This window comes from Kribbella sp. NPDC051770 (assembly GCF_040681455.1).
Taxonomy (GTDB): domain Bacteria; phylum Actinomycetota; class Actinomycetes; order Propionibacteriales; family Kribbellaceae; genus Kribbella.
On record NZ_JBFAYT010000002.1, the window covers coordinates 780761 to 806243 of the forward strand.

Below are 25483 nucleotides of genomic sequence, written 5' to 3' on the forward strand. Positions count from 1 at the left end.
TCTACTCCTCATCCTCGTCGTCGTCCTCGTCGTCGATGTCGGTGACGCGGTTGGTGATCCGGTCCAGCTGCTTCGTCTCGCCGCGCAGGCGGGCCTCGAAGTCCGCGTAGCTGACGGTGGAAACCGGACGGTTGCCGGCCAGGAACTGCTCCAGCTGCCGGTAGTCCGACTCGAACATCGTCAGGTACGCGACACCCCGCGGCGTCTGCTCGACCTCAGTCTCCCGCACCGCCCGGACCTCCCCGCTGCGCCGCAGCTCCTGCTTGACCAGGCGTACGTCGTACGCGACCTCGACGCGCGCGGTCACCACCCGGCCCTTCTCGAACCGGCTGCGCTCCCGCCGTACGCCGCGTCCGTCGCTGGTCTGGTCGGCGAGCTGATCGCCGGCGGTCACGCCACCGGTCACCCCGCCGCCGTCCAGGGTCGCACCGCCGTCGACCGGCAGCACGCGTCCCGCGGTGACGGTGTGGCTGACTGTGTGCTGGCTGCGGTTGACCTCGCCGATCTCGACGCCGTCGACCGGGCTGCCGATCAGCTGGGCGCCCACGACGGTCGCACCGACTCGCACCTCGACCGACTGGGACGTGTAGCCCGGCAGGGGCAGCCGCAGCACGGTGAATCCGTCCGGTTGGGCCATCCGGCTGAACGAGGCGTTCAAGGTTGCGGTCGAGAGCATCACGGCCAGCTCGGGGCGGTGCACGCGCATTCCGGCCTGGCCGAGCAGGTCGGTCAGCTGCTGCAGTACCACGTCTGCCAGTTCGTTGCCTTTGGCACCTTCTACGAAGTACGCGTCCGGGACGCCGCGGTCGTTCAGCGTGCCATCTGGGGTGTTGGCGGCACTGCGCTCCAGCGCCGGTGTGGCGACCTCCGGCAGTACCCGGAGCGGGATGAGCTGCACGACCTCGCCTTCGAGCGTCGTCGGGGCGAGCGGGGTGAGCGGCGACTCGGTCCGTGACAGCGCGCGGCCGACCACGTTCCGCGCGGGCGTCGCCGTCGCCCCGGGTACGACCTCGACGGTGAACTTCACCCCGCGCCGGACCCGGTGCTGCCCGTCGAACGTCGCCAGCCGCTCCAGCCGGGTCGTCTGCTCCCCGACGGAGACCGAGGTGGAGCCGGTGCGGTCCGTGCCTGCGGCACCGCTACGACCCTCCTGCCAGCTCCCGTCGACACCAGCGCCGAGCGATCGGCCGCTGGTCTCGCCGGCGGTTCGTTCGTCGTACAGGTAGCGCTGGACGATGCTGATCGTCTGCTTGGTGGTCCCGAGCGACACCGCCTCGTCGGTGAACTCGGCGCGGATCCGCACGCCCACCTGCTGCGCGCCGAACTGCCCAGGCTGTCCAACCGGGTAGGTGCGAGCGAATCCGTCGGGGCCGAGCATGTCCTCCAGCCGCCCCCACCAGCGCTTGCCGGCCAGGTCTACAGCGAGCGCTTCAGCCAGCATCGGGTCGCTGTCCGGTGCGATGCCCAGCTGGTCGCTCACCAGCGCCCGGACCTTGTCGATCAGCGCTACGCGGTCGCCCTGATCAGTGACCGAGGCCTGCTCGACCAGTGTCGAGCCCAGGTTCTCCTGGTAGTGCTCGGGAATCTCTACCTTCCTCGTCGCGTCCAGCTGCTCCGCCTGGTCCAGCACCAGCTCCAGCTGCGCTGCCTTGCTGAGTGGAGTCGGCTTGCCCGGCTGCAGCTTCGCTAGCAGCGCACGGGGCGTGTGGGACGCCGACACCTTCGGGACCACCTCAGCAACGGCCAGCGCGGCCCGGTACTGACGGATCAGACCAGTGGCGAGCCGCCGATCCAGCTCCAGGCTGCCGTTCAGGTACCGCTCGACGGCGTCCGCCACCTGCTCCAGCGGCAGCGTCAGCTCGCCCTCGAGGTGGAAGCGCAGCACGTCCCGCTCGGCGACCTGGAAGACGACGGTCGCATCGGCCGCTGCAGGCTTTCCGTTGGCCGTCACCCCCAGAGCGGCGGTCCCCGCGAACAGGTAGTGCCGCCCGACCTCGATCGTCAGCCGCTCGACACCGGCGATGGTCTGGTCGGTGCGCGAGGCCGAGCTGTTGGTGCCGTACTCCCCCGACAGGTTCCCGCCGCTCCCGTCGCCGTTGGCTCCCAGACCGGCCGACGTGGAACCGCCGGTGCTCCGGCCGGCCGACAGGCCGTGGGTGGTCAGCGCCAGGTTGATGTCGCCGACCACCGCGTCGCTGGTCCCCAGCAGGACCACGTCTCCGATCCGGCCGAGCACTGCCAGGCTGCCGCGACTGGAGACCGGTCCAGCGCCGCGGACCAGCGCGTCGGTGCGGTACGTCGTACGGGCCCACTCGGGGTGTGCCAGCAGGTGGCGGGGGTCGAGGAACGCCTCCAGGTGGTGCCGCGCGGTCGGGTCCTGGCCGCCGAGCTGCTGGACGAGGCGGTTCAGCTCGTGGGTGTCCAGGGCGACCAGCGTCGCCCGGTCGAGCACCTGGTCGCTGACCGGTCCGTCGCTCACCGGTGTCGGGGTGACCTCGGTGGAGGGCAGCAGGTCGGTGTCGACGAGGATGCGCGCCGACGTTCCCGGCGTACCGGGGTGCAGTACGACGTCGTCGGCGCCGAGCTCGGTGACCACGAGGCGGTGCGGCACCTCGAAGGCGGCGACCGGCGAGCGGCTCTCGACCAGCGTCACCTGGTTGAGCGTGCCGCCGGAGAACCAGCCCATCACGCGACCGAGCGCCTGCCGCCCGTACGACAGCGCCGACGCCGCGGTCGTGCCGCCCGGCGCATCCTGGGTCAGTCCGAGCGGCGATGCGCGCCAGGGCAGGGATTTGCTCCAGCCGTCGGTGCGGCTCGCAGTGTCAGAACCGATATTGAGTGTCACCATCGCCTCGTCGTTCGTGACCGCGACGGCAGACGGCGGGCCGGTGCGCAACGCGATCCGCAGGGTGAGGGTCTCGGATGCGCGGCCGGTCATCGGCTTGGTGAGCGTCACGAGGATGCCGCTCTGTACGGCGATGTCGTAGCCGGCTTCGAGCCTGTTCACCGAGAGCTGCGTGCGGAGCTCTGTCAGGTTCAGCAGCTGGCCCTGGCGTAGCAGCGGGTCGCTGGTCATCCGGGCGAGGTCTGGGTTGCCGTGCTCGTCCAGCGGCGGCAGGAACCCGCGCTCGGTCAGCGGTGCGGTCAGGTCGGCCAGCGCCTGCTCGCCACCGGTCACCTGTTGCGCCAGTCCGGGCCCTGCACCGGTGAGGCGGCTGGTGCCGCCCGCTAGCCAGTTCGGCAGCTCCAAGCGGCGGCCGGGGACGTCGACACCCTTGCGGGGGTCGCCACGCAGTACCGGTACGCCGTTCTCGATCACCCGTTGACCTGTGTGGTCGTGGACGAAGGCGCTCTCCGCTACCGGCAGACCGTGCCGGTAGGCGTCGTTGGTGTGCAGCCGGACCAGCCCTTCGCTGCTACCGCCCACGGTGCCCTGCGACTCGCCGTCGAGGACCAGCGTCACCTTGTGCTCGAACACCATCCGGTAGCCCTGCGTCGGGCCGGTGTAGCGCTGCACACCGACGTGGATGCCGACGCCACCACCAGTCAGCGACTCCGACCGGTTGAGCGACCGGCCACCACTGGCGGTCGGCCCCAGGTCGACGCTGGTGTCGCCGAGGTCGGTGAGCGCCTGCCCGCCGTACGCGACGGTGGCGTTGAGCGAGGTGCTTGCGGAGAAGGCCTGCTGCCCGCTGGCGTTGCTGAAACCGACGCGGACGCGCTCCTGCCAGTGCGCCGTACTGGTGTCCCCGACCAGCTCGACCTGCTCGTAGCGGACCTCGGTCCTGACCTCCAGGTGGCCCACCGGGCGACCGTCTGCCTGCAGCGGGCGCAGCAGCGACTGCTCGGTGCTCTCGGCCAGCCGCGACGGGAGGTCCTGGGTGATCGCCTCCTGGATCTGCTGGCGCAGCAGCGAGGCCTGGTCACCGAAGCGGCTCAGCTGGTCGCCGTACTCGGTCAGTACGTCGTCGGTGAGGCTCTGCAGCCCGTCGAGAGAGGTGAGGGTGTGGTTGGGGAGCCGGCCGGACGGCTGCGCGCCGCTGGTGAAGGTCCTGGTGGGAGCGAGCACGGTGTAGGCGTGCGAGACCCAGGCGCGCAGCCGGGAGACGTCCTTGCCCTGCCCGCGATCGACGGTGACGTCGGCGAGGAGGCGGTCGGGCTCTCCCGGACGGCGGGCCTGCACGTTCCAGCTCGCCTGGCCGGCGTACAGGAGGGACTCGCCGCGGTTGTCCTCGACAGCACCATCCTGGCCGTACTGCGCGCCGTTGGAGGTGATCGAGCGACTCCAGCCGGAGCTCTGCTCGCCCTTGAGGGTGATCAGCTGGCCGAGAGCGTTCACCCAGGAGTGCTCGCCGAACAGCTGCGTCAACGTGCTCAACCCGAACGCGCCGCTGGCCCCGATCCGGCCGTTCTGCGTGATCCCGAACTTCCGCGACGGCTGCGGCAGCAGGCCGAGCATCGTCTCCGAGGCGCGCACCGAGGGATCGAGGACCTCGATCAGATCCGACACATTCAACCGGAACCGGAGCTCGATCGGCCGCGCATGACCGGCCCTGAGGATCGCGCCGTCGCTGGTCATCGCCTGCCCGAACTCCGCGTTGAGCCGGTGCTGCAGGCTCCCCGGGGTGAACCGCTGATCGACGTGGTTGGCCGCCAGCACGGCGTTCACTTGGTTGGTCAGCGCGGTCAGATGCGGCAGCCAGTCGGTGGGCAGCAAGCTCGACAACGCCATCAGCGGCGGGGCCACCGCGGCGAGCCCTTGCTCGTACTCCGCCAACTGCTTCGCCAGATCTGCCGCGGTCGTTGCCCGCTGCTCAGGCGCCATGGTCGCCGCGTCGGCAAGCAGCAACCGGTAGCCCTCGGCAACAACCTCCAGCTGCGCGCGGGCTTGTTCGTACGCCGCAGCAACCCGCTCCTGCCACGCACTCACCTCAGCTTGCTTGGCGGCTTCCTTCTCAGCCTGATGCGCCCGAGCGAACCGCCCGGAATCAACTGCTTGCTGCGCCTTCGCGGCATCCTGCTCAGCTTGCTTCGCCGCCTCGGCCGCCCGCTCGGCTGCCTCGGTCTTCGCCGCGATCCTCCGGCTGATCTCATTCAGCTGGCTCTGAAGATCCGTTACCTGTTGGGCCACCTCAGCAACGAAGGCATCCGCCTCCACCACGCCAACCCAAGGAAGCTGCGGCGGCCGATGATGCTTCCCGATCGCCTCAACCAGCCCTTCCAGATCCTGCCGAAGCGCAGCAATCTCCACGTCGGACCGTGCTTCATCAAGCTGCCGGGTCAACAGCCGGTACTCGTTGAACTGCGCCGCCACACAGAGATCTACAGTCTGTGCCGAAGCCCGCCCCAACAACCGCCGCCACCGACTCCGCGGGGCCGCCTGCTCCTGCAGCGTGTGACTGATCTCGTGCACCCAGGCGCGTGTCAACTGATCAGCAGCCAACGCAGTCGAGATCCGCACCAGATGCGGCCTCGCCACCGACCCGGCCCGAACCGCAGTAGCAGCCACCCGCCCAGCAGGAACCGCTGCCCGAGAGACTTTGAAGTACTGCGGTCCGATGCTGGTTTGCACTACAACGACACCTTCAGCAGCCTGCCCTGGGCGCCCGACGATCAGCCCGCCGAAGTCGTCTTCCTTGGCCGCCAACGCAGCCTGCACAGCTTCCCCAACCGAACCAGCTGCCTGACCGCTCCCATCAGTAACAAACCGCGTGCCGGGGACTTCTGGTGCGTGCACTGTGCGGCCTGATCCGGTGGAGCCGTCCCCGGTCCCGTCGGAAGCCGCCCGCTCCGGCGCCGCTTGCTGAGCGGAAGCCTGCTGGGAAGCAGCACCCTGCGCCCCTGCCTGCTCCGGGCCGGGCTGCAGAGGGGTGGTCTGCTGAGCGGTGAGGCGGGCTGCGCGGCGGGCGATTCGCTCGGCTGCGCGGCGGGTTGCGGTGACATCGAGCGGGTTGTCCGATGCGGGGGCTGACGGGCGCGTCGCCTGGTAGTGGCCGCCGCCCTCCAGCGGGATGGCGCCGGGCGGGACTTGCTCTGAGGTGGGAGCCGCCTCCGCTGCGGGCTCCTTCGCCGCGGGTTGCTCAGTCGGCTGCAGCACGGGCTGCTCGGTTGCCGCCAGGCCGGGCTGCTCGGTGGGTTCCGGCGCGCGGTGGCGGCCGCCAGGGAGGTCGGTGCGGGTGTCGAGGTCGGTGCGGTCGGGTGTTGCGGGGGTGACCACCTCGGGGCGGTGGCGGCCGACGTACTCCGTCGTCTCCTCCGGGCGGTGCCGGCCGACGTACTCCGTCGTCTGGTCGGGCGTCTGGTTGCGGGCGGTCGGCTCGTCGGCGTGGTGGCGGCCGGTGGGATCGGCTGCGTGGTGGCGGCCGGTGGGGGTTTGGGGGGCGAAGGTGCGGGCCAGTTCGGTGATGGTGGTGGGGCCGTGGGACTCGGTGGTGTTGGTGGTTGGGTCGGTGAGGCGCACGGTGAAGCGGAGAGGGTCGGCGATGGGGTGTGGGCGAGGGACTCGATCTATGGTCACCTCGATCTGGTGGCCTTGTTGGGCTAGAGCTGCCAGGGACCGTTCGACTGTGGTGAGGGCTTCGGTGTCGAGCAGTGGGGCGGTGCCGAACAGGGAGTGGGCACCGGTTGCTTGGGTGTGGTTCCACTCGAGGAGGCCGACGTCGGGTGCGGTCAGGGAGCGGACGGGGATTACTGCGCGGCCGCCGACCTGGTTGAGGCTCGGGGAGACGCTGAGGGCTGGGAGGGTCAGGCCCTGGGGGCTTCCGGACTCTCGCCACAGGCGGTGGGTTTCTTCGAGGGCTTCGTCGAACTGGGTTTGGACCAGGGCGCGTGAGTCGTCGGTGCCGTGAAAAATGTGGTGGTCCACGGCGTCTGCGGCTACGGCCAGTTGTTCCAGGGCGACTAGGCGCTCGGCGAGGAGGGGTTTGCCTGCTGGTTCGGCTACCAGGCGGCGGATTGCTTGTTCTGCAGCGGCGCGCGCCTGGGCAGTTGGGCCGCCGACCACGCGGCGTCCGGCTTGTGGGTCGACCGCTTCCAGGAGCGGGAACGTCCGCCGTACTCCGTTGTTGTTGGCAACTGCTTCGTACAGGCCGACGGCATGGAGGAGATTTGCCCGGACGTCGGCCAGCGGGCCTCCAAAACGCCCGAGCGCCTGGAGGCGGTCGATCTCCGCTGCCAAGGCATCGATCCGCTGCAGGAGGGTGACTCGCTCGGCTCGGGCGTCGTGGTCGAACGCGCTCTCCGGCTGGCCGGGTGGCACGTTGTCCAGCTCCGCCTTCCGCAGCGCGGCGCGGATCAGATCGGTGTAGTGCGCGGCGGTTTCGTCGACCGGAGCGGTCACGAGCGCAGGCTGCGTCCGGCCGGTGATCTCCGCGGCTCGCGACGTCAGCTGTTCGACCAGGTAGCGCGTGACCGCCCGCTGCTCCAGGAGTTCGGCGCGGTCGACGGCCTGCTTGGCCAGGGCCTTCTCCAGTTGGGACTGGATGTCGATCTCGGTACGGCGGAAGAGGTAGCGCGCGACCGGCGTACCGATCATCGCGCCGGCCGCGCCGGCGACGGTCAGGACGACGCCGAGGTCGGGCAGGTCGAAGATCAGGTCCAGGCCGACCGCGCTGACCGCGCCGCCGAGGGCAGCGGCGGCCACCTGTACGGCGTACGCGGTGAAGGGTGACTGGCCGGACGGCCGTTGGCCCGCAGGTGGCGCCGTCGGGGCGGGGAGGGCTCGGTTGGCGGCGCGGGTTGCGAGGTCGGGTGGGGCGCCGACCACGGCCTCGAGTTGCTCGGTCAGCTGTCGCAGCTGGGCGAGGCGGGGGCGGATGACCTCGGACAGCGCCTCGGCCTGGGCGGCCTCCTGTTCGCGGCGGGCCCACTGTTTGCGGGCGTCGTTGGCGGCTTCCTCGCGGTTGATGAAGTATTTGTCGCCCATCGCGCCGGCCACCGAGCCGAACAGGCCCGGTCCGACGGCATTCAGCAGGCCCTCGACCTGCGCGCTGACGTGGCGAGCGAGCTCGGTCGGGTCGACGTCAACGGCTTGCTGGCCGCCGACGAAGACGCGGCGGGCGGCGGCGGAGACGTTGTCGATCAGCTGCACGGCGAGCGTGATCCGGAACGGCGGTGCGCCTGGGATGGGTGGCTGGACCGGGGTGACGGCGGCGGGCGGCGCGGCGGTTGGGTCGGTCGCCGGTACGACGCCGGAGCGGAGGTCGAGGGCGGCCAGGACTCGTTCGAGTCTCGTGCGCAGCTCACCGAGCTCGGCGACCAGTTGGTTCGAGTAAAGCTGTGGGTCGGAGAGCCTGATCCGCTCGGTCGCGTCGACGCGGCGGAGGCGGAAGTCGAGCTTCTTCACGTCGACCAGCCGCTCGGCCAGCGACTTGGCGAGGGCCGAGGAGGCGATCACGAGCGCGGTCGACAGCGCCGGTACGCCGAACAGCGCGAGCGCGCCGGCGACCGCTGCCGTTGCGAGGGTCGGGGTGGTGTGGCGGACGAGGTAGTTGCTCCATTGGGTGGCGCGGGGCAGGTGGGTGAGCGGCGGGCGGGTCTGCTCCGGGCCGTCGAGGAGGGCGTGCAGGCCGGGGTAGTCGAACTCGCGCTGGACGCGTTCCTCGACGTACGCCGGTTTCTTGCCGGGCTGCTTGCGGGCGTCGAGGTAGCGCTCGGACATCGAGCCGACGAGGGCGTTCACCATGGTCGGGACGGCGATGCCGACGCCGACCAGCGGGTCGCCGGTGAAGACTGTCGCGGCCGCGCCGATGACGATCGACGACCAGCCTGAGCTGAGGATCGCCTTGGCTACGTAGCCGGCCCGGCTGACGCGGTCGTCGCCGAGGGTTTCGGCGCGATCCATGACTCGGTCGAGGATGGCGCGCTCGTCCTGGTCGAGCAGGGTTCGCAGGAGGTCGGCGTTGGGTTGGCCTTCGGTGACGCCCATCGCGAGGGCGAGCTTGCGGATCTCGGTGTCGAGGAGGGTGCGCCGGTGGGGTTGCTCCTGTACGCCGTACTGGCGAAGCTCGGCGCGGTCGCCGGTGTCGGAGACTTGCTGGGTGGCGTCGGTGTGGGGGGTGCTGTCGGGGCGGAAGACTGGTGGGCCGTCGGTGGCGCCGTGGACGATCGCGGCGGACTCGGCGAGGACTCTGGCGAGGAGCGGGGCGATCTCGTGGGCGGCCAGGCGGTCGGAGAGGAGGAGGTTGACGGTGGGGAGGTTGGTGGTTTCGACGGAGTACTCGAGCTGTACGTCGGGGTGGAGGGGGCCGACGCGCTTGACGAGGCGGAAGGTCTCGCCGGTGTGGGTGCGGATGCGGTAGGCGCCGTTGCCCTCGGGGTGGACGGAAGCGAGGTCGACGGCCAGGGGGTTGTTGCCTGCGGCAAGCTCTTCCAGGAGGGTGGTGGAGTGGTGGCTGACGAGGACCCAGCCGGGGAGGAAACGCTCGAGGCGGTGGGTGGGCTGAGGCGTGGGGCTCGGATCGGCAGTACCCGTGGGAGATGTCGGTGGGGCCGGGGCGTGAGGCTGCTGTGCCGGAGCCGGGGCTGGCGAGGTGGAGGGGGTCTGCGGATTGGGCGCAGCCTGAGGTGTCGGTGAGGTGGGCACGGTCTCCGGGGTGACCGGCGTCGGCAGGGTGGTCGCCGTCTCGGGTGTTGGCGGGGTGGCGGGGGTTTCTGGGGTCGGCGTGGCCTCCGCGGTCGCCTGGGTGGTGGGCTCCGGGGCTGACGAGGGCTCCGGGGTGGCCGCAGCACCAGGGGTTGGGTGGGGTGGGACGGGAGTGGGGGTGGTGGGGACGGCGCCGGGGGTGGTGGGGTCGTCGGGGTTTTGGAAGAGGTTTTCGGTGCCGGGGGTGAAGGTGTTGATTTCGGGCGTGGTGTAGCGGGCGAACTTTTCGCCCTTGGCGTTGGTGAAGGTGCGGCCGCCGGTCCAGATGGTTCGGCCGGTTTTCGGGTTGGTGACCGTGTAGGTGATGGTGATGGTGTCGGGGCGGGACTGGCCCGGGGGGAAGATGACCGTGACCTCGACGTGGTGGCCGGCGTCCAGCCAGGCGGCGATCTCGTTCTCGACCTTCTTGAAGGCGCCGGTGTTGAGGATGCCGGTCTGGGGGAAGTAGTTGCCTGGCATCACGCGCTTGAAGAAGCGCCAGGCCAGGGCGTGGCCGCCCTGGTCGCCGGGGGCGCCTCGGTCGCGGGCGTCCTTGCGGGCCGCCGCGTCGTCGGCGTTGCGGCCGGAGCCGTCGTAGGCGTGCTCGAGGTTGGCCTGGACCATGCGGGGGGTGCCGTCGGCGTCGAAGCGCCAGCGGGCTTCGTTGGGGCCGTAGGAGTGCCAGGGGGTCCATTGGGGTTGGCTGATTTGTTCTGGTGCTACTACGGGGGAGTTCTCGTTGAACCAGCCGAATTCGGAGGAGTTGTCGGACGAGCGGTGGTCTGCGGCTGGGGGGTCTGCCGGGGGGCCTGGGGGTTGGGTGGCGGAGGTTTGGTCGGCTTGGTCAGTGGCAGGCGTGGTGCTGGTGTCGGTGGGGTCCGTGGCTGTGGTCGAGTCAGTGGCTGCGCTGGGGTCAGCGGCTGCGGTGGCGTCGGTCGTCGCGGTGGCGTCGGTGGTCGCGGTGGCGTCGCTGGTGTCCGTGACGTCAGTGGTGTCGGTGGCTTCGGGGTGGGATTCGGCTGGAGTCGCCGGCTTTGCCGAATGGGTGGCCGTGTTGGACCGGGCGTCCGGGTGGGCGGTCCCCTTGGTCGAGGGATCTGTGGTGTGTTGCTCGACGGCGCTGTGGTTCGAGGTGGGGCGTCCAGCGGGCTGATGGGCGCCGGGGTTCTGGGACGCTGCCGAGTGATTATTCGAGGAGCCCTGGGTAGGAGCTGGGTTCTGGGCGCCGGTGGGGTTTTGAGAGCCGGCAGTGTTCTGAGCACCCGCCGGGTTCTGGGCACCTGCCGGGTTCTGGGCACCTGCCGGATTCTGGCTGCCCGCCGGGTTCTGGGCACCCGCCGGGTTTTGAGTGCCCGCCGGGTTTTGAGTGCCCGCCGGGTTCTGGGTGTCCGACGGGTTCTGAGGACCGGCGGGATTCTGCGTACCCGTTGGATCCTGAGCACCAGCAGGACTTTGGGGATCGACCGGGTTCTGAGGACCCGCCGGCGTACCGACCGGCCCACCCGGATCAACACCTCCCGCATGCACCACCACCGGCACCTGCGGCAGCGTGAACCCGTCCCCCCGCAAAAGGTTGCCAGTAGCAACTCCCCCGTTCAGTGCCACGATCCGCGACGACGCGAGCGTCCCGGCCAGTGGCGCCTGGTTGACGATCGCGTGCCCGTAGTCGGCCAGCGTCGGTACCTTCCCGTCGGCCAGGGCCTGCACCGTCGTACCGGCGACCGGGGACGTGATGCCGTTGACCACGAAGGCGTGGCTCATCTGCTCGACGGTCCGGGTCAGGCCGGGTGGCGCGCCCAGGCGGTTGGTGAGGCGCCCGGCGGGGATCGCCGCCGCGTGTCCGAGCGGCTTCAGCACGGGCGCCAGGCCAGCACCCAGGAGGCCGGCGCCCGCGCTGATCAGCGTCTGCTTGAAGTTGTAGCCGGTCTGGTAGCCGCCCGCGATGCTCAGCGCCTGCTGGATCGCGTCGGCGGCTGCTTCGTCGGGGACTTCGGCGAGGGCCTCGAGGCCGAACCTCAACGCGTGCGGCACCATCGCTGACGGTGCCTCCATCGCGGCGACCGCCGCGCGGCTGTAGCCGAGCAGGCGGAGCGCGAGCTGGCTGGCGAAGCGGCCCATCAGCACCCCGGCGCCGGGGAACATCGCCAGCGCGGCGAACAGCGTCGCGTTCAGGACCAGCTCGGCGATGATCGAGTTCCGCAGCGCGGCGATCTGGCCGGCGAAGTCGCGGCAGAGTTTCTCCATGTCGCGGTACGCCTGGACCATCGTGCGGTAGTCGTCCAGGGTCCGGGTGACGTTGCGGTTGTAGATCGTCCCGGCCGAGTCCGGCCAGACACCGGGCAGTTCGCCGTTGGCGGTGGCCGCGGCGTCGATCATCTCGGTCATCAGCTGGGCGGCCTGACCCCAGTCGTTGGCCAGCTGCAGGACGACGGCCTCGTCGGTCGACGGCCAGATGTTCTCGTCCAGGTAGGTCCGCAACCACAGCCACAGCTCGGTGGTCGGTTCCGGGATCGCGCCCACGGTCAGCAGCCCGGGTCAGGAGTCGTCACGCCGCCCAAGACCCGAGGTCAGAGGTCGCCGACCGAGCGCATCCGCGCCACGTCGCGCTGCGCCGACTCGACGTACTTGCCGACGATGACACCGCCCTGACGGCCCATCCCGCCGACGTTGCCGCTGGCGGCGTCCGACGCTTCCTGGATCGGCGGCTTGGCCGGGTTGTACGTCTCCCGGAACCGCACGCTGAGCGTGTCGAAGCCGGTCGTCGATCCCAGCTCGCCGACCCGGATCGCGGCGCTGAGCAGGCTCCAGCGGGTGCCGAAGTCGGTGCCGGCCTTCTCCAGCCGGCGCATCGCCTCGCGGGTCTGCTCGGGGTACATGTCGATGTCGCCGACACCGCCGAAGTTGATCGGTCCCTGGCTCATCACAGTCCTCCTCGGCGGTGCTTGCGCAGTTCGGCGTTCAGCGGTTCGAAGGCGAGGTCCGCCGGGTCGTCCAGCCCGCCGGGGAACAGCGCCGACAGCCGGCCGGCCGCGGTCGCCTGCGCGTCCGCGACCGCCGCGTTGATCACGTCGCGCAGCGACTCGGCCAGCGCGGTGGCGTCGGCGGCCCGGTAGATCCGCGGGTCGAGGACGATCTCGCGCACTTCGCCGTACAGGCCGACGGTGGCCTCGATCAGGCCGTCGTCGGAGTGCGCCGTGCCGGTGGTGTCCTGGCTGACCGACCGGTACTCGCGGAACCGGCGGTCGGCGGCCTCCAGCTGGCCGAGCAGCGACTGCCCGGCGCCGGTGTCGTCCTGAGCTCTCATCCCCGCCTCCTCTGTTCCCGCCCACTCTCCCGGCCAGTACGCCGTACGACGGCCGCTGACCGCTTCCGGCCACCAGCACCGGAGCGCCCGGGACCTCCGCGACCCTCGGAGGGTGAAGACGAGGTGGCGCGTTCCGGTCCTGCTGATCTCGGCCGCCGTGCTGGCGGCCGGGCCGGTCGTCGTCCCCGCCTCGGCCGCGCCGCCACGAGGCGCCTGCACCAACCCCGAACCAGGCCGGCCGGTCGAGCGATTGTTGCCCTGGGCCCAGGAATTGCTGAAACCCCAGCGGGCCTGGCCGTTCAGCACCGGCAACGGCGTGACGGTCGCCGTCGTGGACTCGGGCGTCGACGCCGATCATCCGCAGCTGCGCCGCGCCGGCAAGGTGCTGCGGGGCCGCGACTTCTACCTGGTCGGCACGCTGCCCGGCAACTTCGACTGCGTCTCGCACGGCACCGGCGTGGCCGGGATCATCGCCGCTGATCGGGCCGCCGGCGTCGGCTTTCAGGGGATCGCGCCGGGGGCGCGGATCCTGCCGGTGCGGGTGAGTGAGCGCGAGGCCGGCCAGAACGGGCAGGCCGAGCTGATCGACCCGCAGATCCTTGCCCGGGGCATCCGGTACGCCGTCGACCAGGGCGCGCGGGTGATCAACCTGTCGATGTCGGGCGACCAGGACCAGAAGCCGGTGCGGGAAGCCGTCGCGTACGCCGTACGGAAGGACGTCGTGGTGGTTGCGGCGGTCGGCAACCGGCAGGGCGATGCGCCCGGCGTGCTGCCGTCGTACCCGGCGCAGTACCCCGGCGTGCTCGGAGTCGGGGCGATCGACAACGGTGGGGCGCGGTTGCAGGCTTCGCAGTTCGGCCCGTACGTCGATCTGGTGGCGCCCGGTGGTTCCGTGCTGACGGCGGCGCGCAGTGCGGGGCACGCCTACGCGGACGGGACGAGCTTCGCCGCGCCGTTCGTGGCGGGGAGCGCTGCACTGGTCAGGGCGGCGTACCCGAAGCTGACGGCTGCACAGGTGATCCAGCGGTTGAAGGCGACGGCCAGCCCGGCGCGCGGTGGGGCGGACAGCCTGCAGTACGGCGCGGGCATCGTGGATCCCTACCGGGCGGTGACGGAGGCGATGATCGGTACGGCGGCGCGTGAGCTGCCGCCGATGCAGGCGCCGCCGCCGGATCACAACGCGCTGGCGCTCGCGGCCTGGTGGAAGACGGCCGGCGCGGAAGCCCGCTGGATGACGACGCTCGCGCTCGCCGGTGCATGCGTGATCGTGGTCGGTAGTGCGCTGCTCGTCGCGGGCCGGCGCCGGCGCTGGGCCGCTGGGCGCTCGGAGGTCGTGCGTCGCCCGGCCCAGGAGTCCGAACTGCCGCCGGAGCGGCTGTTCGCCTGAGCTGCCGGAGCACTGGCAGCCTCGAAACCCCAACGCAGCAAGGCCCCGGCCGGATCACCCGGCCGGGGCCTTTCGTCGTACCGAGGCTCACAGACTGGCTGCGATGCTCCGGCAGGTGGCCAGCGTGCTGGCACCGTCGGCCGCGCACTGGTCCCACTTGACGGCCTGGTTCTGGGCGTGGTCCGCGGCCCCGAGCGTTCCGGTGACCTCCTGGTGCGTCGCCGCGAAGTGGCCGTCCGACGCGCTGTCGGTCCACTCGCCGCTGGCCAGGTTGCTCGCCGCGCGCAGTTCGTCCTCGGCCATCATGGTGCGGTCCGACGACACGCCGCGCAGGGACTGCGCGGACATCCCGATCCCGCTGAAGGCCTGGTAGATCTCTGGCATCCGAGTTGCTCCTTCCGGTGTCCGGTGCTGTCGGTCAGGCGGTCAGCGAACCGACGCTGTTGACCGCCTGCACGTTGTTGGCGATGGTGCTGTCGTACTGCGAGCTGATGCTGGAGACGCCGGCGGACCGGTTCTCCACCCGCGCGTGGTGCGGACGCACCCCGCTCTGCCAGTTGTCGCCGACCGCCGACGCGGCGGTGTAGCCCGGACCGCGCCACGAACCGTTCAGGTCCATCGTGGTCGAGGCCGCCCGGGTGGCGTTGCCGCTCAGGTCCTGCCCGTAGGCGTTGGTGCGGTTGGCGTGCTGGGTCATGCTCTCGGTGAAACCCTGGATGAAGTCACTCATCCTCTGCTCCTTCCTGGTGGTGGAACCTCACCGCCAAGGTAGGGACGGCACTCCCCGCGCCGGTCCCGGCGACACCTTCCTGCCACCACGGTCCGGGCCCCGCTCAGGCCCGTGATGATCGGAGCGCAGCGAATCGGTGGAGGTTGACGATGGCAACAGTGGTGGTACGACGCCCGATGCGGCGCCCGGCGCCCGAACTGCCCGGTGGCGAGTTGCTGCTGGAGGCTCCGCCGGAGGTGCCCGAGCCGGGCGGCCGGCAGTGGGCGCAGATGCTGATGGTGCTGCCGATGGTGGCGATGATGGGCGCGATGATGCTGATGTTCTCCGGCAGCATCGCCAGCAGCCTGCGGTACGTCATCTTCGGCCTGTTCGGCCTGGCGATGATCGGGATGATCGTCGCCGGGGTGCTCAGCCGTAACAGCGGCGCGGGCAAGGTCGAGATGGGCCAGGCCCGGCGGACCTACCTGCGGCACCTGGCCCAGCAGCGGCTGCGGCTCGGCCGGTCGGTCGAGCAGCAGCGCGAGACGCTGCACTACCTGCACCCCGATCCGCGGTCGCTGTGGGCGCTGGTCGGCAGCTACCGGCTGTGGGAGCGCCGCCAGGACGACGCCGACTTCGGCGTGACCCGGATCGGCGTCGGCCGGCAGGGACCGGCGACCACGATCGTGCCGCCCGACACCCAGCCGCTGGAGCGGCTGGAACCCCTGTCCGCGTTGGCGTTGCGGCGCTTCGTCTCGACGTACGCGACGGTGTCGAACCTGCCGCTGGCGATCGCGGTGACCGGGTTCGCGCGGATCTACCTGCCGGGTGACGAGGACCGGTCGCGGTCGCTGGCCCGGGCGATGGTCGCCCAGCTCGCTTCGCTGCACGCCCCGGACAACCTGCGGATCGCGGTGTGCGCGGGCCCGGACCAGCGTGAGGATTGGGACTGGGTGAAGTGGTTGCCGCACGCTCTCCACCCCGAGCGCAGCGACGCGCTCGGGCCGCTCCGGCTGATCGCACCGACGATCACCGCGCTGGAGGCGATGCTCGACGATCTGCTGACCAACCGTCCCCGCTTCGATCCCGACACCGCAGGCTGGGCCGGTGGGCCGCACCTGGTGGTCGTGATCGACGGCGGAGTCGCCGACGGCTCGGACCATCTGCTGGCCGGCCCTGGACTGGAGGGCGTCACTGTTCTCGACCTGACCTTCCCGCCACCACGAGCGCTCGACACCAGCGCGATCAGCCTCGACGTCGAGGCCGACGGCGCGCTGCATGCGGAGACGATGGACGGGACCGAACGAATCGGCGACGCCGACACGCTCGACCTGACCACCGCGGAGGGACTCGCCCGGCAGCTTGCTCCGCTCAGGCTGACCGCCGGGCAGCACGGCGAGCAGCCGCTGAGCGCGGACCTCGGGCTGGCCGAGCTGCTCGATCTCGGTGACCCGTTCGAGTTCGACCCCGAGGACACCTGGCTGCCGAAGCCGAGCCGGGACCGGCTACGGGTCCGGTTCGGGCTGCGGTCCGACGGGCAGCCGATCGAGCTGGACCTGAAGGAGTCCGCGCAGGAAGGGATGGGCCCGCACGGCCTGCTGATCGGTGCGACCGGTTCGGGCAAGAGCGAGCTGCTGCGCACACTCGTGCTGGCGCTGGCGATCACGCACCCGCCGCGGTCGCTGAACTTCGCGCTGGTCGACTTCAAGGGCGGCGCGACCTTCACCCGGCTGGACAAGCTGCCACACACCAGCGCGGTGATCACCAACCTGGCCGAGGAGCTGCACCTGGTCGACCGGATGGCCGACGCGATCAACGGCGAGCTGCTCCGCCGGCAGGAGCTTTTACGGGCTGCAGGCAACTACTCGTCGCTGCGCGACTACGAGAAGGCGCGGGCCGCCGGCGCCCCGCTGGACGAGGTACCGACGCTGCTGGTGATCTGCGACGAGTTCAGCGAGCTGCTGACCGCCCGGCCCGACTTCATCGACATGTTCGTCCAGATCGGCCGCGTCGGCCGGTCACTGGGTGTCCACCTACTGCTGGCCAGCCAGCGACTCGAGGAGGGTCGGCTGCGCGGGCTGGAGACCCACCTGTCGTTCCGGATCGGTCTGCGGACCTTCTCCGACATCGACAGCCGCACTGTGCTCGGCGTCAACGACGCCTTCCACCTGCCGCGCGCACCTGGCCACGGGTTCCTGCGGGTCGGCACCGAGCAGATGGACCGCTTCCGGTCGGCGTACGTGTCCGGTGTGCACCGGCGACCGGTGCCTGGCGCCGTACCGGTGCTCGGTGACCAGAGCGTGGAGCTACTCGACTACTCCAGCGGGTACGTCGCACCAGCTGTCGAGCAGGACGAGGAGGACGCAGTAACCGATCCGGACGGCGCGTTCGACGAGGCGGTCGGCGAGAGCCTCATGGACGTCCTGGTCGACCGCTTCGAGGGCAAGGGCACTCCCGCGCACCAGATCTGGTTGCCGCCGCTGGACCAGGCGCCTGCGCTCGGCACTGTGCTGCCCAACGGACCTGCGGAGTACCCGGTCGGCCGCTACCGGCCCGGGCACCTGCAGATCGTCGCCGGGGTCGTGGACCGCCCGTTGGAGCAGCGGCGTGACCCGCTGCTGCTCGACCTGTCCGCTGGTGGTGGCCACGTCGCGGTGGCGGGCTCTGTCCAGAGCGGCAAGAGCACTGCCCTGGTGACGATGATCAGCGCGCTGGCGATGACCCACTCACCACGTGACGTGCAGTTCTACTGCCTCGACTTCGGCGGCGGCGTGCTGACCGGTGTCCGCGACCTGCCGCACGTCGGCAGCGTGGCCGGCCGCCAGGACGTCAACGCCGTACGCCGGAGCGTCATCGAGGTGCTCGGCATCGTCGCCGAGCGCGAGAAGACCTTCGCCCAGCTCGGCATCGACAGCATGGAGACCTACCGCGAGCGGCGCCGGCAGGGCGAGCTGGCCGACCTGCCGTACGGCGACGTGTTCCTGGTGGTCGACGGCTGGGCGACGATCCGCAACGACTTCGAGGACCTGGAGCAGCTGCTCGCCGACATCGCGACGCGCGGTCTGGCGTACGGCGTACACCTGATGGTCAGTGTGGCGCGCTGGTTCGACCTGCGCACCAACGTCCGGGACCTGTGCGGCACCAAGCTGGAGCTGCGGATCGGTGACCCGATCGACTCGATGGTGGACCGGCGCGCGGCCGCGCTGGTCCCGGAGCGGTCGCCGGGACGCGGGATCATCACCGGGCGCCACCAGTTCCTGATCGCGGCTCCCCGGCTCGGCGAGCCGCAGGGCGAGGAGCGGGTGTCTGTCGGGCTGGCCGAGCTGGTCCGGACCGTGGCCGAGGCTTGGCCGGGAATGGCGGCGCCGGAGGTCCGGCTGCTGCCGGCCGACGTACCGTACGAGGCGGGCAACGGCGCGAGCTCCCAGGAGGCCGGGCTGGCCGTGGGGGTCGCCGAGCGCAGCCTCGAACCGGTGCTGCTCGACCCGAACGCCAACCCGACGTTCATCCTGCTCGGGGACACCGGGTCGGGGAAGACCGGCTTCCTGCGGACCCTGGCGCGACGGATCTCGGAGACCTACGCGCCGGACGAGGCCTGCGTGCTGGTGATCGACCACCGCCGCAGCCTGCTCGGGACCGTCGAAGGGCCCAACCTGCTGGGCTACGGCACCGGCCACCAGGTCACCGAGAACCTGATCAACCGGCTCGTCCAGATCCTCGAGGAACGACTGCCGGGGCCGGACGTGACACCGCAGCAGCTGCGCGAACGCTCCTGGTGGCAGGGCCCCGACGTGTTCGTCCTGATCGACGACTACGACATGGTCGCCACCGGCGAGGGTCACCCGCTGATGCCGTTGCTGCCCTACATCCCGCAGGCCGCCGACATCGGGCTGCGGATCTACGCGGCCCGGCGGACCGGCGGCGCGATGCGCGGGCTGTTCGAGCCGGTGCTGGCCAAGATCCGGGCGGTCGGGTCGCCCGGCCTCCAGCTGTCCGGCAGCCGCGACGAGGGCATCCTGCTCGGCGGCCTGCGGGCCCAGCCGCTGCCGCCGGGCCGTGGCTTCCTGGTCAACCGCCAGGGCGACAGTCAGCTCGTCCAGCTGACCCATCCCCCGTCGGACGAGCGAGCGGTCTGACGCAGTTCCCGGTGCGGCACCGGCCGCACCTCGTGAGATGAAGGAGGATCGATGGCAGGCGAATTCATCAGCGCGCACAGGACCGAGGACATCGGCACGTTCAGCGGCCAGCTCGGCGTCGTCGCGGACAACTTCGAGGGCCACGCGAGCGCGGTCGGCCAGCGGGCCACCGGGGCGACCGGAACCAGCTCGATGGCCGAGGGCGCGGCGTTCCTGACCAGCGAGCAGCAGGCCCGCCAGACGCTCGGGCAGTTCATGACCGAGACGACGCAGGGCCTGCGCGGGTACCAGTCGGCGGCCGCCGCGACGCACCAGAACTACGACGGCGTCATCACCGCGAACACCGCGACGATGAACGCGCTGCTGCGGCCCCCGACCGGGCCCGGCCGAGGAGGCAACTGATGGCGAAGACCAGTTACAACGACGGCGCCGGTGTGAACAGCGCCACCACGCTGGACCAGCTGGAGGCAGCACTCAACCAGCTGTTCCAGGTCGCGTCCGGCGAGCGGGGAATGGTCGCCTCGGTGAACGCGTCGAAGGACGCCTGGGACCAGGCGGGCCAGGGCATCTTCGACGCGGTCACCGAGCTGCCGCGGAACACCAGCCAGGTGATGACGTCGTGGACCGACGACGCGGCGAAGCTGTTCGAGCAGGCCACCGAGCGGTCGACCCGGTCGCTCGCCACCGCGCACGGCTCGATCGTCGGGGCGGCCGCCGGGCCGTCCGGTGGGTCGGGGGTGGTCAACGCCCTCACCTCGCTGGCCGCGAACATCACCCGGACCGTCGAGCAGGCCGCGGTGATCAAGGGCGAGGCCGACCGGCAGATCGCGTTCGCCCGGCAGTACGCGGCGAACACGATCAACGAGCCGGGGGCGGCGATGGTGGCCTCGGAGGCCGAGATCGCCAACCAGTACGTCGACCAGATCCGGCCGACGGTCGCTCAGCTGGGCACGGCGCTCGATCTGCTCGGGACGATCTACGAGGGGACCGGGCAGCAGGTCACGTCGGCTGCGGCGCAGTTGAAGTGGGACGGGCCGGGGGCGAACGGTGCTGGGCCGGGCGGTGTGCCTGCTGGAGCTGGGGCCGGTCCTGCTTCGGCTGGAGCTGGTGGAGGGCCGGCGGGCGCTACCGGTGGGCCCGGCGGAGCTCCTGGAGGGCCCGCGGATGCGGCCGGGCCTGGTGGCGGTGCGGGTGGTCCAGCTGACGCGGCTGGTGGTCCCGGTGGTGCCGCCGGTGGCCCTGGCGGAGCTACCGGCGGTCCCGGGGGTGCTCCGGGTGGGCCGGCTGGCCCGGTGGGCGGAGGTCCCGGCGGTACCGAGCTGTCCCGGCTGTCGCCGGGCGGCGGCGGGCTGCCAACGCTTCCGAACGGTGGGCTCCCGCAGCTCCCCACGCAGACGCTGCCGAACAACGGTCTGCCGTTGCCGCCGGCCGGTGGGCTTCCGCTGCAGCCGCTCGGGGCTGGTCTCAACGGGTCCGGCCCGAACGGCAAGGGCAAGCTGCCGCCGCTTCCCACGCTCGGCAAGCCCGTCGGGCTCGGCGGTGGTGGCGGCGGTCTGGGCGGCGGACTCGGCGGGGGCAGCGGGCTGGGCGGGCTGCGCGGCGGTGGCGGTGACGTCGGCCTCGGCAAGGGCGGCGGCGACCAGCTGATCCCGCGGGCCGGCGAGCAGCTCACCCCGCCCAACCAGGCCGCCGTCGGCCGCGGCCCGGCAGCTCCCGGCTCCGCCTCCGGTACGACGTCCGCCGGTACGCCGGGCGGCCCGGCCGGTGGTTCGCCGATGATGCCGCCGATGGGCGGCGCGGCGGGCGCCGGTGGTGGCGGCCGCGGCGGCAGGCCGGGCGCTGGTGCGATCCGGCCGGTCAACCGGAAGCGCAAGACGCGCGAGGACGAGACGCCCGGCGTACCGGTCGGGCTGCGCGGCAAGGCCGGGCGGGAGCTGCCCGGGGCGTTCCCGACGCTCCCGGTCACCAACCGGCGGCGCAAGGACGAGCGCGACAAGCCGATCGACACGATCCAGCTGCTCGACGAGGAGCTGTGGAAGGTCGAGGAGGCCCAGGCCGTCGAGACGCAGAAGCGAGTCGGTCGCCTGGCCACCTGACCGGCAACGCAACCGGCCCGGACATCGCAGATGTCCGGGCCGGTTCGCGTGCGGGCGCGGCGCGGGAGACCGGCCGGGCCGGCCGGCTCAGTGCACGGGCTGGACCGCCGCCACCGGGTCGAGGCCGCTGCCCTGCGGGATCCGCGCGACCAGCTGGGCCGGGATGCGGACCGGCACGACTCCCTTGTAGCCAAGGGCTTCCAGCAGCGTCGGGTCGGACAGCGGGTACGTGCGTCCCAGATCGGTGATCACCGAGACCGTGCCCGCCTTCGCCTGATCGGACGGCATCGCCTCGACCACGGCCGCCGTACCGGGCTCGACCAGCACGCGATCGGCCAGCGCCGTGCCGAGCTTGCCGCGCTTGACCGTCACCGCCGCAGCGTCCCGCGCCGGCATCGCCGCGTCGATCGAGACCGACGGCACCGGGTCACCAGGCTGGAAGCCCGCGCAGACCGTCCCCTGGCCGTTGCGTGGGGCAACAAATTCCGGCCGGCTCCGCGGTGCCTGCCCCTCGTCGGCGGCGGTCGACGGCGACTCGGCCCGGGCCAGCGACAGCAGCCCGATCTCGAACGCGCTCGGCGACTTCCCGCCGTACGCCGCGGCCACCGGCCGGTAGGCGCGCTGGATGTCGTACTGCAGCGCACTGATCGGCCGCAGCTTGTCCTTCAGCGCCACGTAGTGCTGCCGGGCGCCGCTGGCCGTGGTCACCACGAACAGCTGCCCGATCCGCACCCCACCCCGATCCTGCACCGCGTACGACGGCTTCCCGGTACCGGCGATCGCCAGCGGAGCGATCGGCTCCCCATCAGGCAGCGCGGCGACGAACGCCGCGCCGACGCGCGCCCAGGGCTCCGACCCCAGCGCCAGGCCGACCGTGGTCGTGTCGGACTTCTGGATCCGGTGCCGGTAGCCCTTCCAGATCAGGTACCAGTCGCGGGTCTCCATCACCTCGACCAGCATCGCCGCGTCCGTCATCGGCGCGTCGCCGGGCGGCCGGGAGCCAATCATCAGCACCGACTCGCTGGTGGCCGCGCCGCTGCTGTCGAGGGCCGGCTCGGAGCACAGCGTCCAGCCCCCGGTCAGCAGCCGCTTGCGGTCCGGCAACGCGTCCGGTGCGTCCTCGATCCCGATCAGCGGTCCCCGCGGTACGTCGGCCAGCGAGCGGCGCGAGACCCGGCGGACCTGGCCGTTCTTCCCCAGCGCCAGCAGCGCGGAGGTGTAGTTGGTGACCGGGTGCAGATGCCCGTCGACGTACACGAACCGTGTCCCGGTCTCCTTCTCCACGACGACCACGTCGCCGCCGCTCCACGCCTTGCTGCCACCCGGCACGATCAGCCCGTAGACGCCGGCGACGACCAGCGCCAGCACCAGGATCACGACGCCACCGACAGCAGCGCCGAGCGGGCGCTTGAACGGCGGCTGCTCCGGGTCGGTCTCGCGGGTGACCAGCGCCGACACCATCCGCTGGACGGAGAACTGGTGGGACTGGAGCTGGTCCTTCCTGGTCGCCATCTCAGCCTCCCCAGCCCCGGACCACGCCGTACAGACCGAGTACGGCCGCCGCGACGGGGATCAGTGCGAGGACGACGACGATCTCCGCGACCTCGGCGTACCGGCTCAGGTAGGGGCCGGGCCGGCGGTTGCTGTAGCGCAGCCCGAGGAAGACAGCCAGGCCTGCCAGCAGCAGAACGCCCGGAGCGATCACCGCGACCGGGTCAGTGAGCTGTCTGGTCAGCGGGCCAAGCGCCAACCCGGTAGCGCCCGTCAGAGCGGGGATGAGCAGCAGCAACCGCTGCTTCACGATCGGGTAGAGCCGGGTGCGCAGGAACGCCCCGGCGGTCAGCAGTGCGACCAGGATCGTCGCCGACCTGGTGTCAGCGAGCACAAGCAGGATCTCGCAGACCGACAGCACCAGGGCGAGCCCGGCGAGCATCCCGGTCAGCAGGCCGTCGGCGCGGACCACCGCGCCGTACACCTCCTTGCGGGGTGGCAGCGGGTCGTCGCGGACCAGGTCCATCGTGGTCCTCGGCAGGATCGGCATCGGTAGCCGGCCCAGCCGCAGCGCAGCTGACGCCAGCATCGGCGAGAAGGCCAGCAGCGCGGCACCGAGGATCGCTGCGACGTCGTGGCTGTCGAGAGCCTCGGAGGTCCCGATCCATCCACCCAGCACACCCAGCACGCCGGTAGCAGCAGCCGCGACGAACAGCATCGCGCCGTCGACCACACCGAGGTAGCAGCCGACACCCGCCAGCATCAGCGCAGCACTACCGGCCAGCACCTGCGGTGCGCCGATCGCCGGCCACTCCGCCGTACCTGCCAGCAGGAGACCGCCGCCGAGCGCGGCACTGGGCAGCGCGATGCCGCCGACCATCACACCAGCTCCGGAGTCACCCACCACCCGGGCCAGGGCGACCGCACCGGCGACCAGCACCAGCGTGGTGATCAGCAACCACCCGGCGGGCTCGTGCCAAGGCGCTCCCATCCGCAGGATCGTCACCGCGACCACCACGAGCGCAGCCGCCGCGCAGACGAGTCCGGCCAGCCTGGTGTGCCAGGGCGCCCAGGCGGCGCCGAGGCGGCCCGAGCCGGAGGCGACCGCGTCGACCAGGTCGTCGTACTCGAGCTCCGGCCACTCCAGGCGGCGCGGCACCAGGTGCAGGATCTCGCCGTCGCGGATCCGGTGCGAGCCCAGGCTGCGGCCGAGGACGAGCTCCGTGCCGTCGGAGCGCCGCAGTACCCAGCCGCCGCCCGGCGCGCCCTCGTCGGCGAGGTGCTCACCGGCCTTGGTCAGGACGCCGGGCAGGACCTCGGCGACCGACGACTGCTCGGGCAACGCCAGGTCCAGCCGGCGCTGCGGGGTGGAAACCGTGACGCGGAGAAGTCCGGTGATGTGCATGGCAACCTTCCGTGGTCCACTTCCCTTCCACTGCACACTGTCGGCGTCCCGCGGTGCCGACGGGCTCCCCTGACCTCTTGCGGCCACTCCCCGCGCGCGACAGGCTCCGCTGGCTACGGTCGGTCGAACCAGCCGATGCCGAAGGAGGCCGCCCGTGGAGCCGCTGCTGCTGCCTGTCGGGCACGACGTAGGTGCGCTGCACACCGCCGGAGGCAACCGGCGCCAGCAGGTCCGTGCGGGCCGGAACCTGGTCGAGCTGACCGATCCCGAGTACGTCGTGTGGCTGCTTGCCCACGGCACCGGTGACGACGACCGGCCGACCCGCTCGTCGGTCGCTGCCGCTGCTGAGCGGCTGGAGGTGAGCGCTGCCGATGTCACCGCGATCACCGATCAGCTGCTGGCGGTCGGCCTGCTCGCCGAGGTGGACCCCGAGGCCGGACCAGCTGTCGACTTCGCCCAGCGACACCAGCTGATCCCGCTGCTGATGGGACTCGGCCCAGACCAGGAAGAGGGCGTCCTGCAGACCATCGGCCTGCTCGGCCAGCCGATCGTCCAGGTCTCCAGTGCCGTGTATGACGTGTGGGCGTGGGCCCAGCTGACGCCGCACCTCTGGATCGCCTGCCAGGACGCCGCCGAGGTGGCCCGCCGGGTCGGTGTGACGGCTCCAGACGAGACCGAGCCGCGCGAGGTGCTCACCGGGATGCTGCGGTCGGTGCACGGGCTGCTGTGCGTGCGGGCGGCGTACCTCGACCGGAGAGGTGTGGCGTGATGGTCTTCCCCGTTGGCCACTACACCGGGCTCCGCGCGTCGGACGACGGGCTGCTGCACACGATCCGGGCCGGCTGGCAACAGCACCGGGTGGAGGAGGACGCCTTCGCCACCTGGGTGCTCGCCCACGGGCTGCGCGAGACTGGCAAGGAGAAGTGGACCGACGCGGACGTGCTGGGCCAGGCGGAGCAGGCCGGAATCCCTGGCGCGGCAGGGCATCTGCAGCAGCTGGCCGAGCTCGGACTGGTGGCGAGCGCTGACGACGTCGAGCAGTTCGCGCGGAGACATCGGCTGGGAGTCCTGTTCGTCGGTCTGGGCAACAGCCCGGAGCGGCTGGACGAGTACGCCGTCGGGCTGCCGGGGCTGGGCACCGCAGCAAGGCTCGACACCAGCTGCTACGAGCTGTGGCAATGGGGATCGATCGCACCGACGCTCTGGGACATCTGCCAGGTGGTCACCGCCGAGCCGGGCGACGTACTGGGTGACCTGCGGTTCCTGCTGGCGAACGGCTGCGCCTACCTGGATGTCGCTGCGGTGAGCTGAAGTTGGTGCGAGGATGACAGCG

Annotated in this window: 13 protein-coding genes; 6 read left to right on the forward strand and 7 right to left on the reverse strand. The window is 71.4% G+C overall.

The features are described from left to right. Position 1: 1 nt before the first annotated feature. The 3 genes from AB0M01_RS10465 to AB0M01_RS10475 are packed head-to-tail and all read right to left on the reverse strand — an operon-like array spanning position 2 to position 12926. Positions 2–12142 carry a hypothetical protein gene (locus AB0M01_RS10465; protein ID WP_363667719.1) on the reverse strand — a complete coding sequence of 4047 codons (12141 nt, stop codon included), beginning with the start codon at positions 12140–12142 and terminating at the stop codon, positions 2–4. 47 nt (positions 12143–12189) lie between these two features. Further along, positions 12190–12543: a hypothetical protein gene (locus tag AB0M01_RS10470; RefSeq protein ID WP_363667721.1), complete on the reverse strand. Its 354-nt coding sequence runs from the start codon at positions 12541–12543 to the stop codon at positions 12190–12192. Then, the gene (locus tag AB0M01_RS10475) at positions 12543–12926 is read right to left on the reverse strand and encodes a YbaB/EbfC family nucleoid-associated protein (protein WP_363667723.1); all 384 of its coding nucleotides are present in this window, start codon (positions 12924–12926) and stop codon (positions 12543–12545) included. Before AB0M01_RS10475 ends, AB0M01_RS10470 begins: the two co-directional genes overlap by 1 nt. A 112-nt stretch (positions 12927–13038) precedes the next feature. On the opposite strand from AB0M01_RS10475, the gene mycP reads away from it, so the two are divergent. Next, entirely contained in the window at positions 13039–14313 is a 1275-nt protein-coding gene (gene mycP / locus AB0M01_RS10480) for a type VII secretion-associated serine protease mycosin (RefSeq protein WP_363667725.1), read from the forward strand. An 87-nt stretch (positions 14314–14400) separates the two neighbouring features. On the opposite strand, the gene AB0M01_RS10485 is transcribed toward mycP, so the two are convergent. Both AB0M01_RS10485 and AB0M01_RS10490 read right to left on the reverse strand, forming a co-directional pair. Then, a complete protein-coding gene (locus tag AB0M01_RS10485; RefSeq protein ID WP_363667727.1) occupies positions 14401–14697 on the reverse strand; it encodes a hypothetical protein in 297 nt (98 codons plus the stop codon). Positions 14698–14731: 34 nt separating this feature from the next. Beyond that, positions 14732–15043, reverse strand: coding sequence for a hypothetical protein (locus AB0M01_RS10490; RefSeq protein WP_363667730.1), 312 nt, complete (start codon positions 15041–15043; stop codon positions 14732–14734). A 149-nt stretch (positions 15044–15192) separates the two neighbouring features. On the opposite strand from AB0M01_RS10490, the gene eccCa reads away from it, so the two are divergent. From eccCa to AB0M01_RS10505, 3 genes are read left to right on the forward strand one after another with little or no spacing between them, the layout of a single operon-like run. Beyond that, a complete protein-coding gene (gene eccCa / locus AB0M01_RS10495) occupies positions 15193–19158 on the forward strand; it encodes a type VII secretion protein EccCa (RefSeq protein WP_363667732.1) in 3966 nt (1321 codons plus the stop codon). A 51-nt stretch (positions 19159–19209) separates the two neighbouring features. Next, positions 19210–19560 (forward strand): hypothetical protein, encoded by a 351-nt coding sequence (locus AB0M01_RS10500; protein ID WP_363667734.1) that lies wholly within the window; start codon positions 19210–19212, stop codon positions 19558–19560. Further along, complete coding sequence (locus tag AB0M01_RS10505; RefSeq protein WP_363667736.1) at positions 19560–21254, forward strand: hypothetical protein; 1695 nt, start codon at positions 19560–19562, stop codon at positions 21252–21254. The genes AB0M01_RS10500 and AB0M01_RS10505 overlap by 1 nt, the downstream gene beginning before the upstream one ends. An 87-nt stretch (positions 21255–21341) precedes the next feature. On the opposite strand, the gene eccB is transcribed toward AB0M01_RS10505, so the two are convergent. Then, entirely contained in the window at positions 21342–22766 is a 1425-nt protein-coding gene (gene eccB, locus AB0M01_RS10510) for a type VII secretion protein EccB (protein ID WP_363667738.1), read from the reverse strand. A 1-nt stretch (position 22767) separates the two neighbouring features. Then, on the reverse strand, positions 22768–24150 hold the full coding sequence (eccD, locus tag AB0M01_RS10515; protein WP_363667740.1) for a type VII secretion integral membrane protein EccD: 1383 nt from the start codon (positions 24148–24150) through the stop codon (positions 22768–22770). 154 nt (positions 24151–24304) lie between these two features. Here eccD and AB0M01_RS10520 point away from each other — a divergent pair, with 154 nt between their 5' ends. Then, positions 24305–24919, forward strand: coding sequence for a hypothetical protein (locus tag AB0M01_RS10520; protein WP_363667742.1), 615 nt, complete (start codon positions 24305–24307; stop codon positions 24917–24919). Beyond that, entirely contained in the window at positions 24919–25461 is a 543-nt protein-coding gene (locus tag AB0M01_RS10525; RefSeq protein WP_363667744.1) for a hypothetical protein, read from the forward strand. Before AB0M01_RS10520 ends, AB0M01_RS10525 begins: the two co-directional genes overlap by 1 nt. Positions 25462–25483 lie beyond the last annotated feature (22 nt).